Annotated in this window: 14 protein-coding genes, 1 pseudogene and 1 riboswitch; of the genes and pseudogenes, 9 read left to right on the top strand and 6 right to left on the bottom strand. The window is 64.1% G+C overall.

Features of this window, described 5'->3' with window-relative positions; genetic code table 11:
- From FJW06_RS28730 to gcvP, 9 genes and pseudogenes are all read left to right on the top strand, one after another.
- Positions 1 to 90, top strand: a pseudogene (locus FJW06_RS28730) (aldehyde-activating protein); the annotation flags it as partial.
- A gap of 66 nt (positions 91 to 156) precedes the next feature.
- On the top strand, positions 157 to 624 hold the full coding sequence (locus tag FJW06_RS28725) for a YaiI/YqxD family protein (RefSeq protein WP_140756892.1): 468 nt from the start codon (positions 157 to 159) through the stop codon (positions 622 to 624).
- Positions 625 to 649: 25 nt separating this feature from the next.
- Positions 650 to 1,324, top strand: coding sequence for a DUF1345 domain-containing protein (locus tag FJW06_RS28720; protein WP_140756890.1), 675 nt, complete (start codon positions 650 to 652; stop codon positions 1,322 to 1,324).
- Positions 1,325 to 1,422: 98 nt separating this feature from the next.
- Entirely contained in the window at positions 1,423 to 2,295 is an 873-nt protein-coding gene (locus tag FJW06_RS28715) for a cytochrome b/b6 domain-containing protein (RefSeq protein WP_140756888.1), read from the top strand.
- Between the two features lies 1 nt (position 2,296).
- Complete coding sequence (locus FJW06_RS28710; protein WP_140756886.1) at positions 2,297 to 3,088, top strand: molybdopterin-binding protein; 792 nt, start codon at positions 2,297 to 2,299, stop codon at positions 3,086 to 3,088.
- Positions 3,088 to 3,519: a GNAT family N-acetyltransferase gene (locus FJW06_RS28705; RefSeq protein ID WP_140756884.1), complete on the top strand. Its 432-nt coding sequence runs from the start codon at positions 3,088 to 3,090 to the stop codon at positions 3,517 to 3,519. The genes FJW06_RS28710 and FJW06_RS28705 overlap by 1 nt, the downstream gene beginning before the upstream one ends.
- Before the next feature lie 240 nt (positions 3,520 to 3,759).
- Positions 3,760 to 3,846: riboswitch (glycine riboswitch) on the top strand.
- A 150-nt stretch (positions 3,847 to 3,996) separates the two neighbouring features.
- Positions 3,997 to 5,097: a glycine cleavage system aminomethyltransferase GcvT gene (gcvT, locus tag FJW06_RS28700; protein ID WP_140756882.1), complete on the top strand. Its 1,101-nt coding sequence runs from the start codon at positions 3,997 to 3,999 to the stop codon at positions 5,095 to 5,097.
- 7 nt (positions 5,098 to 5,104) lie between these two features.
- Positions 5,105 to 5,473 carry a glycine cleavage system protein GcvH gene (gene gcvH / locus FJW06_RS28695; protein ID WP_140756880.1) on the top strand — a complete coding sequence of 123 codons (369 nt, stop codon included), beginning with the start codon at positions 5,105 to 5,107 and terminating at the stop codon, positions 5,471 to 5,473.
- A 17-nt stretch (positions 5,474 to 5,490) separates the two neighbouring features.
- A complete protein-coding gene (gene gcvP, locus FJW06_RS28690) occupies positions 5,491 to 8,298 on the top strand; it encodes an aminomethyl-transferring glycine dehydrogenase (RefSeq protein ID WP_140756878.1) in 2,808 nt (935 codons plus the stop codon).
- Between the two features lie 18 nt (positions 8,299 to 8,316).
- Here gcvP and FJW06_RS28685 read toward each other — a convergent pair whose 3' ends face one another.
- The 6 genes from FJW06_RS28685 to FJW06_RS28660 form a co-directional block, all read right to left on the bottom strand.
- Entirely contained in the window at positions 8,317 to 9,477 is a 1,161-nt protein-coding gene (locus tag FJW06_RS28685) for a GGDEF domain-containing protein (protein WP_246674913.1), read from the bottom strand.
- Positions 9,478 to 9,653: 176 nt separating this feature from the next.
- On the bottom strand, positions 9,654 to 10,127 hold the full coding sequence (locus FJW06_RS28680; protein WP_140756876.1) for a tetratricopeptide repeat protein: 474 nt from the start codon (positions 10,125 to 10,127) through the stop codon (positions 9,654 to 9,656).
- 289 nt (positions 10,128 to 10,416) lie between these two features.
- Positions 10,417 to 11,382 (bottom strand): type II secretion system F family protein, encoded by a 966-nt coding sequence (locus FJW06_RS28675; protein WP_140756874.1) that lies wholly within the window; start codon positions 11,380 to 11,382, stop codon positions 10,417 to 10,419.
- Between the two features lies 1 nt (position 11,383).
- On the bottom strand, positions 11,384 to 12,349 hold the full coding sequence (locus FJW06_RS28670; RefSeq protein ID WP_140756872.1) for a type II secretion system F family protein: 966 nt from the start codon (positions 12,347 to 12,349) through the stop codon (positions 11,384 to 11,386).
- Positions 12,350 to 12,353: 4 nt separating this feature from the next.
- A complete protein-coding gene (locus tag FJW06_RS28665) occupies positions 12,354 to 13,775 on the bottom strand; it encodes a CpaF family protein (protein WP_140756870.1) in 1,422 nt (473 codons plus the stop codon).
- Positions 13,772 to 14,986 carry a response regulator/pilus assembly protein gene (locus tag FJW06_RS28660; protein ID WP_140756868.1) on the bottom strand — a complete coding sequence of 405 codons (1,215 nt, stop codon included), beginning with the start codon at positions 14,984 to 14,986 and terminating at the stop codon, positions 13,772 to 13,774. Before FJW06_RS28660 ends, FJW06_RS28665 begins: the two co-directional genes overlap by 4 nt.
- Between the last annotated feature and the right edge of the window lie 5 nt (positions 14,987 to 14,991).

Here is a 14,991-nt window from a genome sequence, read left to right as displayed (position 1 = left end):
GGGCTGGAACCCTATGACTGCCTCAGCCCCGGCCTGATGGACTATATCGCCACCTGGACCGCCAAGAAGTCGGGCGCGCTTCCGGCCTGACAAATCCTGCGATTTCTGCCATGGGGCTGGCTGACACGCCGGCCCCATATTCGTTTGGAAGTGACGATGCCCGAGCCCATCATCTATGTCGATGCCGATGCCTGCCCGGTGAAAGCCGAGGTCGAGAAGGTCGCGGAGCGCCATGGCGTCATCGTCACCTACGTTTCGAACGGCGGCCTGCGCCCATCGCGCGATCCAATGATCCGCAACATTGTCGTCTCCAAGGGCGCGGATGCGGCGGACGACTGGATCGTCGAGAACGCCAGGGCCAATGACATCGTGGTGACCGCCGATATCCCGCTTGCCGCGCGCACGGTGGCGCTCGGCGCGCATGTGCTTGGTCCCACCGGCCGCCCCTTCACGCCGGAGACCATCGGCATGGCGGTGGCGATGCGCGATTTGAAGCAGCATCTGCGCGAAACCGGCGAAAGCCGGGGCTTCAACGCCTCCTTCACGCAGAAGGACAGGTCGCAGTTCCTCGGCGAGCTCGACCGCATCTTGCGGCGCGCGCTCAAATCCGTCACACCGGATTGACCGAGGACATTCCGGAGCCTCCGCCATGGCTGACGACGCATCCGTCAAATCACCGATGCATCGGCACACACAGTTCGCCATATCCGCGATCGTCGGCATCGTCGCGCTGGTGATCGCGCTCCTCCTGCGCGCGCCGCTTGCCTATCTGACCGGCGCCAACGCCTTCTTTGCCGCCTATGTCGTTCTGGTCCTGCGACTGATGCCGAAGCTCACCGGTCACTATCTCAGCAAGAACGCCCGCTCGGCCGACCTGCCATTGCGATTGATCTTCGCGGTCACTCTTTTCGTCGTCGGCGTTGCCATCGGCTCACTGTTTCAGATCATCAACCAGAAGGGCGTGCATCCGATAGCCATCGTATTCGCGATGCTGTCGATCCCGCTCGGCTGGTTCACCATCCACGCCATGGCTTCCCTGCACTACGCCCATGTGTACTGGATGGACGGCGACGAGGTGGACGCCACCACCAAGAAGAAAATGCCCATCGGTGGCCTTGAGTTTCCTGGCGGGAAACGGCCGGAAGGCTGGGATTTTCTTTACTTTTCGACCGTCATCGGCATGACCGCGCAAACCGCCGACACGGGCATCACCACGACGCATGTACGCCGCATCGTGCTCCTCCATTCGATCCTTTCCTTCTTTTTCAACGCCGTAATCCTCGCCGCCGCAGTCAATCTTGCTGTCAGTCTCGGTGGCCCGTAATAAATCCGTGATCGCATGAAACATTGCCTTGTGCGGCGACGTATTGAGGGGGAGACAATGACCTGAGAAGCCGCTTCCCGATGGCGGCCGGAGGCAAGATGGACACTGTTGCCAACAACCATTCCGCCGCCGAAGCGGACGGCAAGGACACGACGCTCATCTATCGGCAATCGCGCTGGACCCGGTTGACCCATTGGATCTGGGCTTTCTCGCTGTTCTTCATGCTGCTTTCCGGCCTGCAGATCTTCAATGCGCGGCCGCAGCTTTATATCGGCAAGCAATCCGGCTTCGAATTCAACAACACCATCCTCCAGATCGGCGCCGAAAACACCGCCAACGGTCCGCGCGGCTTCACTGAAATCTTCGGCCATCGTTTCGACACCACCGGCGTGCTCGGCTGGTCGGGTCCGCCGGGACAAGAGACGCCTCGCGGCTTCCCTTCCTGGGCGACGATCCCGTCCTATTACGACCTCGGTACCGCCCGCGTCGTGCACTTCTTCTTCGCCTGGATCCTGACCACGACGCTGCTCGTCTGGCTGATCGCCAGCCTGATCAATGGCCATATCCGCCGCGATCTCGCTCCCCGCGTGTCAGACCTGCGCAAGCTGCCGCGCGACATCGTCGACCACGCAAAGCTGAAGTTCCATCACACGCGGGAATACAACACGCTGCAGAAAATGGCCTATGGCGGCGTGCTCTTCGGGCTCTTGCCGCTGATGATCATCACCGGGCTTGCAATGTCGCCGAGCATGGATTCGGTGCTTCCCTGGCTCAACGAAATCCTCGGCGGCCGGCAGACGGCGCGCACCATCCATTTCACCGTCATGCTGCTGCTCGTCCTTTTCTTCATCGTCCACATCCTGATGATCCTCGCCGCCGGCCCGATCAACGAGCTGCGCTCGATCATCACCGGCTGGTACCGCACCGACCCGCCTGCGAAGCATGCCGAGCCGACCGAAAGGAGCGCCTGAGATGGCAAAATTTGAGATCAGCCGCCGCAAGTTCTTGACCGCCGGCAGCCTTGGCCTGTCAGGCATCGCGCTGTCGGGTTGTGACGTATTCGACAGCGGTCTCGGCATCGGCGGCGGACTGCGCAGCTTCCTCGAAAACGCCAATGGCCTGACGTGGCGCGCCCAGCGCCTGCTCGCCGGCCGGGACGCGCTGGCGCCGGAATTCACCGAAGCCGACATCCGCCAGCCGCAGCGGCCGAACGGCATCACGGCGCCCGATGACGACACCTACAAAGGTCTGCTCGCCAACAATTTCGCCGACTGGCGGCTGGAGGTTACCGGCCTTGTCGAAAAACCGCTGTCGCTGAGCCGCGAGCAGCTCCAGAACATGCCGAGTCGCACGCAGATCACCCGCCATGATTGCGTCGAAGGCTGGAGCTGCGTCGCCAAATGGACCGGGACGCCGCTGTCGCTGGTGCTCGACCAGGCGGTGGTCAAGCCGCAGGCCCGCTACGTCATGTTCCATTGCCTCGACACGATCGAGCAAAGCCTGTCAGGCGACATCAAATATTACGGCACGATCGACCTGATCGACGCCCGCCATCCGCAGACGATTCTGGCGTACGGCCTGAACGGCAAGCCCTTGCCGGTGGAGAACGGCGCGCCGCTGCGCGTGCGGGTCGAGCGTCAGCTCGGCTACAAGATGCCGAAATACCTTTCCAAGATCGAGCTGGTCGACAGTTTCGTCAATGTCGGCGGCGGCCGCGGCGGCTACTGGGAGGACAATGGTTACGACTGGTATGGCGGGATTTGATGACTCCTAGCCTGCAGGCCGAGCACGATCTTGCGCCGGCCGAGCTTAATGCCATCGAGGAACGTCTCAACGGCGACAACCGGCGGCTGACCGGTCGTGGTGACGACCGTGCCCTCGTCTTTGCGCTGCGGAATGAGCAAGGCCGCGCCGTCGGGGCCGCTGCCGGCTACTCCTGGGCCGGCATTGCCGAGCTCACGCTGATGTGGGTCGACGAGGCCTACCGAGGCCTTGGCCACGGCCGGAAGCTGCTCGATGCCTTCGTTGCGGAGGCCGCCGCGCGCGGCTCGCAGCGGGTATGGGTGTCGACCTACGATTTCCAGGCGCCGGGCTTGTACGAAAAGGCCGGCTTCGAGCGCACGGCCGAATTGACCGGCTGGCCCGAAGGCCATTCCAACATCATCCTTTGCAAGACACTTGCAGGAAACGCCTAGGCCACTTTCTCAAGCAGCAGTCTCAGCGCCGGATGGATTTCCGCCGAAGCGTGCTTGATCAGCGTCAGCAGCGCCCGGTTGTTGTCGCGCAGCGGCCGCTAGCCGCCGCCGACGCACTCGGCCAGCCGTTCCGCCTCGCCGGCATCGATCGTCTCGGCGCGCTTTAAGTGTCGCTGGGAGGTGACAAGGTGTCGCCGGCGGGCTATGGATGGCGCGTCGAGGGCTCAGGCGACTGAGTCCTTCCTGTTTGCGGGAGAGAGCAGCGCAAGCTGTCGCCGAAGGGGAAATCGCCCGAAATCTCTCAGGCAAAAGAACCGTGCACGGGAAAGACAACTCTGGAAAGTCGGGAATCTTCCCGCGCCGAAGGTGTAAGCGCTGCCGACAGAGTTACGGGGCGCGAGTCTCTCAGGCTTCAGACAGAGGGGCACGACTAGGCTGCCAATGGCGGTCGTTTGCCGTGCGACTCTGGAGAAGACCATGACGGGCGAAGACACCAGACATCTACCCCTCGAGGATTTGCATCAGGCCGCGGGCGCGCGTTTCGGCGCCTTCGCCGGCTGGTCGATGCCGCTCACCTACGCGCCCGGCGTGATGAAGGAGCATCTTCACACACGCGAGCATGCCGGCCTGTTCGACATCTCGCATATGAAGCTGTTCGAGGTCGCGGGCCCGGGGGCCACTGCATTGCTGAACCGCGCCTGCCCGCTCGATGCCGGCGCGCTGGACATCTCGCAGTCCAAATACACTTTTTTCCTCAACGAGGCGGCAGGCATCATTGACGACCTGATCATCACGCGCCTGGGCGACGACCGCTTCATGGTGGTGGCCAATGCCGGCAACGCGGTGGAGGACGAGAAGCATCTGCGCGCGCTGGCCGCCGATTTCGATGCCAAGGTCGAGCCGCTCGAACGGGTTTTCCTGGCGGTCCAGGGACCGGACGCCTGGGCCGCGCTTGCGCGGGCCGGCATCGAAACCGGTTCGCTGCTCTTCATGCACGGCATCGAGCCGCGTCAGAACTGGTTCATGAGCCGCTCCGGCTACACCGGCGAGGACGGTTTCGAGATCGGCCTGCCGGAGAAGGACGCACGTGATCTGGTCGCGACACTGCTGGGAGACGAGCGCGTGCAGTGGATCGGCCTCGCCGCCCGCGACAGCCTGCGGCTCGAGGCCGGCCTATGCCTGCACGGTCAAGACCTGACGCCGGAAATCGACCCGGCAAGTGCCGGACTGATGTGGGCAATCCCCAAGGAAGTTCGAGCTTCCGGCCATTTCATCGGCGCTAATGCCCTGCGCTCGATCCTCGATCGCGGGCCGTCGCAGAAGCGCGTCGGCTTGAAGCCCGACGGGCGCCAGCCGGTGCGCGCCGGCGCGGCGCTGGTCGATGCCGGCGGCAATCCGGCCGGCCACGTCACCTCAGGCGGTTTCGGCCCTTCGACGGGACACCCGGTCGCTATGGGCTACGTCGGCTCCGCGCTGACCAAAGCCGGCACGAAACTCTTCGCCGATGTCCGCGGGACGAAGATCCCGGTCGAGGTCGCGTCCCTGCCCTTCACCCCACACCGCTACCGCAAAGGATGATTTCCAGATGGCAAAGATCTATTTCACTGAAGACCATGAATGGCTCCGCGTCGAAGGCGGCGTCGCCACTGTCGGCATCACCGACTATGCGCAGGAACAGCTTGGCGACCTCGTTTTCGTCGAGCTGCCGGAGACCGGCCGCAAGCTCGCCAAGGGCGATACGGCCGTGGTCGTCGAGTCCGTCAAGGCGGCATCGGACGTCTACGCGCCGGTCGACGGCGAGATCACCGAGGCCAACGCTTCGCTGTCCGCCGACCCCTCGTTGGTCAATTCGGCCGCGACCGGCGACGGCTGGCTCTGGAAGATGAAGCTGGCCGACGAAAGCCAGCTCGACAGCCTCATGGATGAGGCCGCCTACAAAGCCCATATCGGCTGACATCAGGACATAAAGACATGACCGCAGCGCTTACTCCCTTCTCGGCCCGCCATATCGGCCCGGGCGTCAACGACGTCAGAGCAATGCTTGCCGTGCTCGGCGTTCCGTCCGTCGAAACGCTGATCAGCCAGGCCGTGCCGAGATCGATCCGCCTCGACCAACCGCTCAACCTGCCTGCTCCGGCCAGCGAAGCGGAAGCGCTGGCCGAACTGTCTGCGATCATGGCGAAGAACACGGTGCTGAAGAGCTTCATCGGCGCCGGCTATCATGGCGTCTTCGTGCCGCCAGTCATCCAGCGCAACATGTTCGAGAATCCGGCCTGGTATACGGCCTACACGCCCTACCAGGCCGAGATCAGCCAGGGCCGTCTGGAAATGCTGTTCAATTTCCAGACCCTGGTCACCGAGCTCACCGGTCTGCCGGTGGCATCCGCCTCGCTGCTCGATGAAGCCACCGCCGTCGCCGAAGCCGTAGGGATTGCGCTGCGCCACCATCGCGACAAGCGGACCAAGGTGGCGCTTGCCGGCACGCCGCATCCGCAGACGCTGGACGTCGTGCGCACCCGCGCCGAGCCGCTCGGCATCGAGGTCGATGGCGAGACGATCGACGACAACACCGCCGCCCTGCTCGTCTCCTGGCCGGACACCTTCGGCGTCTATGGCGACCACAAGGCGGCGATTGAGAAGGCCCGCGCCGCCGGCGCGCTAGTCGTCTTCATCGCCGATCCGCTGGCGCTGACGCTGACGGATGCGCCGGCGAAGCTCGGTGCCGACATCGCCGTCGGTCCGATGCAGCGCTTCGGCGTGCCGATGGGCTTCGGCGGCCCGCACGCCGCTTATTGCGCGGTCTCCGACAAGCTGACCCGGCTGATGCCCGGCCGTCTCGTCGGCCAGTCGACCGACACCAAAGGCCGCCCCGGCTACCGGCTGGCGCTGCAGACGCGCGAGCAGCACATCCGCCGTGACAAGGCAACCTCCAACATCTGCACCGCGCAGGCGCTGCTCGCCAACATGGCGACGGCCTATGCGATCTGGCACGGCCCCGCCGGCCTGCAGGCTATTGCCGGTCGTATCCACGGCCTTGCCGATCGTCTTGCCGCAGGTCTTACGGCGACGGGCATTTCGGTACTCGGTACAAGTCGCTTCGATACGGTGACGGCCGAAGTGAAGGGCAAGGCCGCGGCAATAGCCGCTGCCGCCGAAAAGACCGGCAGGCTGTTGCGCGTCATCGATGCCGACCACGTCAGTGTCGCCTTCGACGAGACATCGACGGAAGCCGATCTCGAGGCGATCGCCGGCCTGTTCGGAGCCAAGCCCGGCGCCAGTGGCGGCTCGATGCCCGGCAAGCCGCGCGGCAAGGAATTCCTCACCCAACCGGTCTTCCACGACAATCGTTCCGAAACCGAGATGATGCGCTTCCTGCGCCGGCTGGCCGACAAGGACCTGGCGCTCGACCGCGCCATGATCCCGCTCGGCTCATGCACCATGAAGCTCAACGCCGCCGCCGAGATGATGCCGGTGAGCTGGCCGAGCGTCGCCAACCTGCATCCCTTCGCGCCGGCCGGCCATTCGGCGGGCTGCCGCAAGATGGCCGCCGACCTGGAGGCCTGGCTGTCGGAAATCACCGGCTTCGACGCCGTCAGCCTGCAGCCCAATGCGGGCAGCCAGGGCGAATATGCCGGCCTGCTTGCCATCCGCGCCTATCACCGCGCGCGCGGCGAAGGCCACCGCACCGTCTGTCTGATCCCGTCTTCCGCGCACGGCACCAATCCGGCGAGCGCCGCGATGGCCGGCATGAGCGTCGTCGTCGTACGTTGCCTGGACGACGGCAACATCGACATGGACGACCTGCGCGCCAAGGCAAACGAGCATTCCAAGAACCTCGCGGCGCTGATGTTCACCTATCCTTCGACACACGGCGTGTACGAGGAAGGCGCGCGTCATCTGTGCGCCCTGATCCATGAGCATGGCGGCCAGGTCTATTTCGACGGCGCCAACCTCAACGCGCTCGTCGGCCTCGCCCGCCCCGGCGACATCGGCGCCGACGTCTGCCATATGAACCTGCACAAGACCTTCTGCATTCCGCATGGCGGCGGCGGCCCGGGCGTTGGCCCGATCGGCGTCAGGGCGCATCTGAAGCCCTATCTGCCGGGCCACGTCACCGAGGGGTCGGCGCATGCCGTGGCGGCCGCGCCTTTCGGCAGCGCATCGATCCTGCTTATCACCTGGATGTATATCCGCATGATGGGCGGCTCTGGCCTGAAGCAGGCGACCGAGACGGCGATCGTTTCGGCCAACTATGTGGCGACGCGGCTCGCGCCGCACTACCCGCTGCTTTACAAGGGCCGGAGCGATCGCATCGCGCATGAATGCATCCTCGACACCCGCGTGCTCAAGGAGAGCGCCGGCATCAGCGTCGACGACATCGCCAAGCGACTGATCGACTACGGCTTCCACGCGCCGACCATGTCGTTCCCGGTCGCCGGCACGCTGATGGTCGAGCCGACCGAGTCCGAGCCCAAGCGTGAGCTCGACCGTTTCTGCGAGGCTATGATCGCCATCGCCGGCGAGGCGGCGAAAGTGGCGAAGGGTGACTGGCCGTCCAACGACAATCCGCTGGTCAACGCTCCGCACACCGCCGCGGAAGCGCTTGCCGGCGAATGGAAGCATCCCTATTCGCGGCTGGAGGCGGCCTATCCGGCGGGCGATGCCGACCTTTCGGCAAAATACTGGCCGCCGGTCTCGCGCATCGACAACGTCGCCGGCGACCGCAACCTGGTCTGCTCCTGCCCGCCGCTGTCGGAATATCTCGGCGCCGCGGAATAGCCTTTGCTCAAGCAGTTTTCAGGGCTGGCCCGGCACCGGACCGGCCCGCTCTGTCCTGAACGATGACCCGGTTGCGCCCAGCGCGCTTGGCCGCATAAAGCGCGGCGTCCGCTTGCGCCAGCACCTCGTGGAGCGGGCGGCCCGCGGCGTCACCGAATCCCATGCCGCCGCTGACGCTGCTGCGCAGCGGGCCGCGGTGGGTAGGCACGATCTCTGTGCCGAACGCGAGCCGATCCGGCTTGCCATGCCATGCGCCTTTTCCGGCGTCACACGCGACATGACGAGCGCGAATTCCTCGCCACCCAGGCGGAAGGCATCGACCCCTGCCCTGCCGTATTTCTTGATCACCGCCGCGAAGCGGCAAAGGACCTCGTCGCCGACAGGGTGGCCGAAGACGTCGTTGGTCGTCTTGAAATGGTCGAGATCGAACATGGCGATCGCCATGAACGGACCAAAGCTGCGCTCGCCGTAAAGCTCGTTGAGCGCTCGGCGGTTCATCAAGCCGGTCAGCGGATCGGTCATCGTCTCGGCCTTGAGCTCGATCTGCGCCTGCAGATGGTGCAGCGACAGCGTCAGCGCGCCAAGGCCGGTCATGCAGGCCACCGCGACGACGGAGTTCAAGCGCTCCGCCCAATTGTCGGGCGCCGCATTCAGCACCCACTGACCTTGCGCCAGCAACGCCAGGCCGCACAGGGCGAAGGACAGGCCGCAGGCGCCGCTGAGGAACGAAACGACGAGCAGGATCCGGCGGTCGTGATCCCCTTTCATCCAGAACATCGTGCCGATCGTGGCGAGCAGCGCCGTCACCGCCGCATAGGTGATCTGGAAGCCGATGCCGTCGAAGCCGAGATAAGTGACCAGCGCGCAGGCAGCCATCGCGGCCAGCGTCGGCACGACGACGCGGCGGTAGTCGCGAAAGCCGAGATACTGCATGGCCGACAGGCAGATGACCAGGAAACCCAGGGTCAGCAGCGCGAGCACGACTTGGCACAGCCAGGGATCGGCCTCCTTGGTATAGCGCCAGAAACCCACGACATGGGCGACGAGCACGAAGATGCCGCAGGCGACCGTGAGCACGAAACGCGCCCTCGGCGTGGCGAGCCAGATCGCAAACATGGTGATGCTGAGGCATATGCCCGACAGCGCCGCCGCGAGCAGAAGCGAACTGAAATCCAACATCCGTGAAGAACTGCCTCTAGCGTGGCCGGTGCCCGGATCTCAATGTAGGCTGGCGGCGGCTGGCGCAAACCGTTTTCGACCGATGCCCAGCGCTACCTCGATACAGGGTTTACAAAGCGTCGACAGGTGAGGCGAAATCCCGTGGTGGTACACGGATACGCGAACCCGCTGACGGATCAGCCCTTGTCGAGCAGCGCCAGATTGGCATTGACCACCGTCTGGTCGGCCATACCGGCTTTGGCCTCGAGCAGCAGCGCGCGCGCCCTTTTCTTGTTGCCGCGCAGAAGCTGCGAATAACCCATATTGTTGACGATCTGCGGCTTGCGCCCGGCAACCTTCAGAAGCTGCGCGTAGGCGCGGTCGGCGAAGTCGAAGCGGCCGAGCTCGTCATAGGACGCGGCAAGCCCCATCCAGGCCTCGGCATTGTCGGACTTGAGTTCGACGGCCTTGCGAAAATGCTGTTCGGCAAGGCCGAAATTCGCCTCGCGGAACTGCGCCTTGCCTTCGACCAGGTCGTTGGCGCTGACATCCTTGGCCACCGGCTGGATCGCTGTGGTCTTGGTCGTGTCGACATTGTTGTTCGTCGTGCAGCCGGTAATCATCAAGGCGGCTGCCAATGCCGCCGCTGCCCTGGGAAGTCTCTGACGCATGCCCCTGCCCCATCGCCCGATTTGCCGGGTCGTTCTTCAGGAAAAAAACTACAGGAAAGCGATTAAGCTTCGGTGCCGAAATGCAGCTAAATTTTGGTTTCCCGCAAAGGATACGTTAACCAGCGCCCCTGAGGTGCCCCGGATTCAGGTCAGGCCGAGTCGGAGTCGAAGACGGGCGCGAAGCGACCAAACAAGGTGGCTTCCGAGAACCGGAGCAGAGCGTACTTAAAGCACGTGGGCACCGGAAGCGCAGAAAGCTGCCGTTTGCAGACCGGCCCCATCTGAATCCTCAGTGGTGAGCGGTCAGCTTCACGATGATCGGAATGATGGCGATCATCAGCACCACCGGCAGGATGCAGACCGTCACCGGGACCGACATCTTGGCCGGAAGGGCATGTGCCTTCTCCTCGGCCAGCGACATGCGCTTGTGCCGCATCTCGTCGGAAAAGACGCGCAGGGAGCCTGACAGACTGGTGCCGAGCTCCTTGGATTGCTGCAACAGCGTCGCGAAGGAGCGCACCTCGTCGAGGCTGAGGCGGTCGGCAAGCGCCTTCAGCGCATCGTCGAGGCTGCGCCCGGCGCGCAACTCCAGCGACACCAGGATCAGGTTCTGGCTGAGCGACGGATAGGTCCTGGCGAGCTCCTTGGAGACCCGCTCGATGCCGGCCTCCATGCTCATGCCGGCATCGGAGCAAACGATCATCAAATCCATGAAATCGGGAAAACCGTTGCGGTATTCGCGCATCTTTTCCCGCACCTTCTGCGTCAGCACCAGGCCCGGCAGGAAATAGCCGCCGGCTCCTGACAGGATGATGAAGGTCCAGCGGCTGGTCATGGTTGACTCGGCGCTGGCCGCCCAGTGGTTGATCAGGAACGCGCCGAGCGCTGCCCCAACCAGGGTGGCGAAACGGATGAGGAAGAACATGCCGACTGCGCGCGGCTCCATGTAGCCGGCCTGGATGAGTTTCATGCGCAGCCGTGCGACGTTTTCCGGGTCGCTCTTGGCATAGAACTCCTGCGCCCGCTTCACCGCCTTCTCGCGCACGGCATTCGTGCTCTTCTTGGGCGCGGGCTCCGCCTGCTCGGCCGGCAGCAATCTCTCGACCTTTAGCCGGCGCTTGACCTCGCCGCGATCGCCTTTGGCGAGAACCAGCGGCCAAGCGACGGCGCCGCCGCCCAGCACAAGCAACAGCACGGCAACCGGCACCAGCGAGGCCGGCGCGAGCGAGGCGAGGAAGCGGATGACGTTTTCCATCTCAGAACCTGAAATTCGACATCTTGAACATGATGGCGTTGCCGAGCAGCAGCCAGATGATTGAGCCGCCCAGCATGTACCAGGTCTTCGGCACGTCCCAGACATCCTGGTAGAATTGCGGCATCAGCACCATGATGGCGGTGAACAGAAGCACCGGCACCGCGGTCAAGATGTAAGCCGACATGCGCCCTTCCGTCGAAATGGCGCGCACCTTGCGGCGCAGCTTGCCGCGGTCGCGGATCGTCGCCGACAGGCCGTCGAGGATCTCGCGCAGGTTTCCGCCCGAACTGCTCTGGATCGACACCGCCGTGACGAACAGCGGCAGGTCCTCATGGCCCACCCTGTCGAAGAGACTGTTCAGCGCCGAGACAAGGTCGGAGCCGTAGGTCACCTCGTCGGCGACGACACCGAACTCGGTGCCGATCGGATCGGCCATTTCGCGCGCCACCATGGCGATCGCCACCGGCACCGGATGGCCGGCCTTCAGGCCGCGCGTGATGAGCTCCAGCGCCTCGGGCAATTGCATGCCGAACCGCTTGTGCCGGCGCTTGCGCATGAAGCGCATGACCATCACCGGCAGCACCGGCGACAGCACGACAAACAGGATGAGGCCAAACAGGAGCGGTAGGCCCTTCCAGATGCTTAAAAGCGCCAGCGCGGCCGCCACACCCGATGTGATCATCAGGAACTTCGGCAGCGGCGTGGTCATGCCGGATTGCGTCCGCAGGGCATGGAAGCGGTCGAGGGAAAAGATGGGGGTTGTGCCGTCGATACCGCGCTCCTTGCGCAGTTGGATCAGCACCTGCTCCTGGCTGATCTTGTTCTCGGCGAGCTTCATGCGGCGGTTGATGGCCGTGCGCTTGTCGCTGCGGCCGGCATAGAGCAGATAAAGGCCCTCGGCGATCATGATGCCGGTGAGCGCCGCCGCGGCGTAAACGACGTAGACGGGGCTGAATCCCTCGAACACCGGTCTAGTCCTGCGGCCGGCCGGGTTCGAAATATTTGCCCGGGAATTCGATGCCCATGTTTCGCAGATCCTCGAGGAAGCGTGGGCGGATGCCGGTCGCTTCGAAGTGCCCGAGGATCCTGCCGTCCGCCTCCATGCCGGTGCGCACGAAGCGGAAGATCTCCTGCATCTGGATGACGTCGCCTTCCATGCCGGTCACTTCGGCGACGCTGGTCACCTTGCGCTTGCCGTCGGAAAGGCGCGTCAGTTGGACGATGATGTCGATGGCGCTGGAGATCTGGCTGCGGATCGACTGCACGGTCATCGGCATGCCGGTCATGCCGAGCATCTGTTCCAGACGCGAGATGGCGTCGCGCGGTGTGTTGGCATGGATGGTGGCCATCGAACCTTCATGACCGGTGTTCATCGCCTGCAGCATATCGAAGGCTTCCTCGCCGCGGCACTCGCCGAGGATGACGCGGTCGGGACGCATGCGCAGCGCGTTCTTGACCAGGTCGCGCTGCTTCAATTCGCCGTGACCCTCGATATTGGCGGGGCGCGTTTCCATGCGCGCGACATGCGGCTGCTGCAATTGCAGCTCGGCCGCGTCCTCGATGGTGATCAGGCGCTCGTCTTCCGGAATGAAGGCCGACAAGGCGTTGAGCATCGTCGTCTTGCCGGTGCCGGTGCCGCCGGAGACGATCGTGGTCTTGCGGGCATGCACCGCCGCCGCCAGCACCTCGGCCATGTTCTGGGTGATGGCGCCGAATTCGACCAGCTTGTGCAGGCCGAGCTTGTTTTTGGAGAATTTGCGGATCGACACCAGCGGTCCGTCGACGCCGACCGGACGGATCGCCGCGTTGAAGCGCGAGCCGTCGAGCATGCGGGCGTCGACCATCGGCTGCGATTCATCGACGCGCCGGCCAACCGCCGCGACGATTTTGTTAATGATTCGAAGCAGATGCGCCTCATCCTTGAACGGAATATGGACCTGCTGCAGCTTGCCGCGCTTTTCGACGAAACAGTTCTGGTGGCCGTTGATCAGGATATCGTTGATCTCGGGATCCTTGAGCAGCGGCTCCAGCGGGCCTAACCCGACCATTTCGTCGACGATGTCGTCGACCAGCGCGTCGAGCTCGGCGATGTTGATCGCCATCCGCTCCTCGCGCGTCTTTTCCGAAACGAATTCATGCACCTGCCGGCGCATTTCATCCTTGGGAAGCCGCTCCAGCGCCACGAGGTTGATCTCTTCGAGCAGCATGCGGTGGATGCGCACGCGCGCGTCGAGCACCTTGTTGGCGCTCTTTGCGGGCGCTGCTTCAGGCCTCGGCGGCGTCGGCTTGCGGGTCGTCGGGATGACGACCGCATTGTGCGTGACGGGCGCGGGTTCCGGCACCCGCTGCGGACGGACGTCGCGGCTCTGCAGGTTGGAAAAGCGGCTGGTCATCCTGCCTTCCTCTTCAGCAAGCCCTTACCCAGGCCGAACAGCGACTTCGACTTGACCGTGGTCTGAACGGCTTCCTCCGGCAGGATGATCTTCTTCAGGTCGTTGACGACATTGGCGTTGGGGTCGATGGCGTGCAGCGGCACGCCGCGGTCGACCGCCTCGCGCACCAGCCGGTAATTGTTGGAGATGCCGCCAACAAAATGCTCGCCGAGTATCTCCTGGACGTCGGCCTGCTTGATGCCGCTGTCGAACATTTTCTGCTCGAAGCGGTTGACGATGACATTGGGCTTCACTTCCTTGCCGGCAGTCTCATAGACGGCCTGGATGAGACGCTGTGTATGGCGCAGGCACGGCACCGTCATCTCGGCGACGATGTAGAGCTTGTTCGACCCGAGCAGCACCGTCTCGGTCCAGGGGAACCAGGTGCGCGGCATGTCGATGACGACATTGTCGAAATAGGCCGCCACGAGATCGAGCATGCGCACCACGACATCGGTCTTGAACGAACGCATGTCGGACGGGCGCGTGGGAGCGGCAAGCACGCACAGCCCGCTCGCATGCTTGGACAGCATCACGTCAAGCAACTGCCGGTCGAGGCGCTCCGGCTGGTTCTCGATTTCCGTGATGTCGAAGCGCGGCTCGAGGTCGAGATATTCGGCGCAGGCGCCTTGCTGGAAGTTGAGGTCGACAACGCATGTCGAGGCGCCGCGCGTCACCGAATGATGCAGCTGGAAGGCCGTCTGCAGGGCGAGCGTGGTGGTGCCGACGCCGCCGGCGGCCGGCATGAATGTGTAGACGTGCGATTCGGTGTTCTCTTCGCGCCCCGGCCCCTGCAGCGCACGGATGACGGAACGCACGAGGTCGGCCGTGGTGATCGGCTTGACCAGGAAATCGGCGACCTTGAGCTGCACCAGGATGCGCACCGCCGCCGCGTTGAACTCCTGGGTGACGACGACCACCGGAACGCTGCCTTCCAGCCGTCGCATGACGCGCTGCAGCGACTCGATTTCCTCGAGCTTGGCCGCGTCCATGTCGACGATGACCGTGCCGAAGTCCGCTTCGAGGATTTCGCCGCGCAGCTCGTTGACGCTCTTTTCCAGCGTCAGAAGCTCGATGACCTCGGAGGTCGCGAACGCCGTCCGCGTGTCTTGCAAAAACGTCCTGTCCGTCGAAACGAGCAGGATCTTCTTTGTCTTGGTGCCAGATGCCATCGGCG

The organism is Mesorhizobium sp. B4-1-3 (genome assembly GCF_006439355.1).
Taxonomy (GTDB): domain Bacteria; phylum Pseudomonadota; class Alphaproteobacteria; order Rhizobiales; family Rhizobiaceae; genus Mesorhizobium.
Note: the sequence above shows the minus strand (reverse complement) of the source record. Positions and strands in the feature narration are given on the sequence as shown.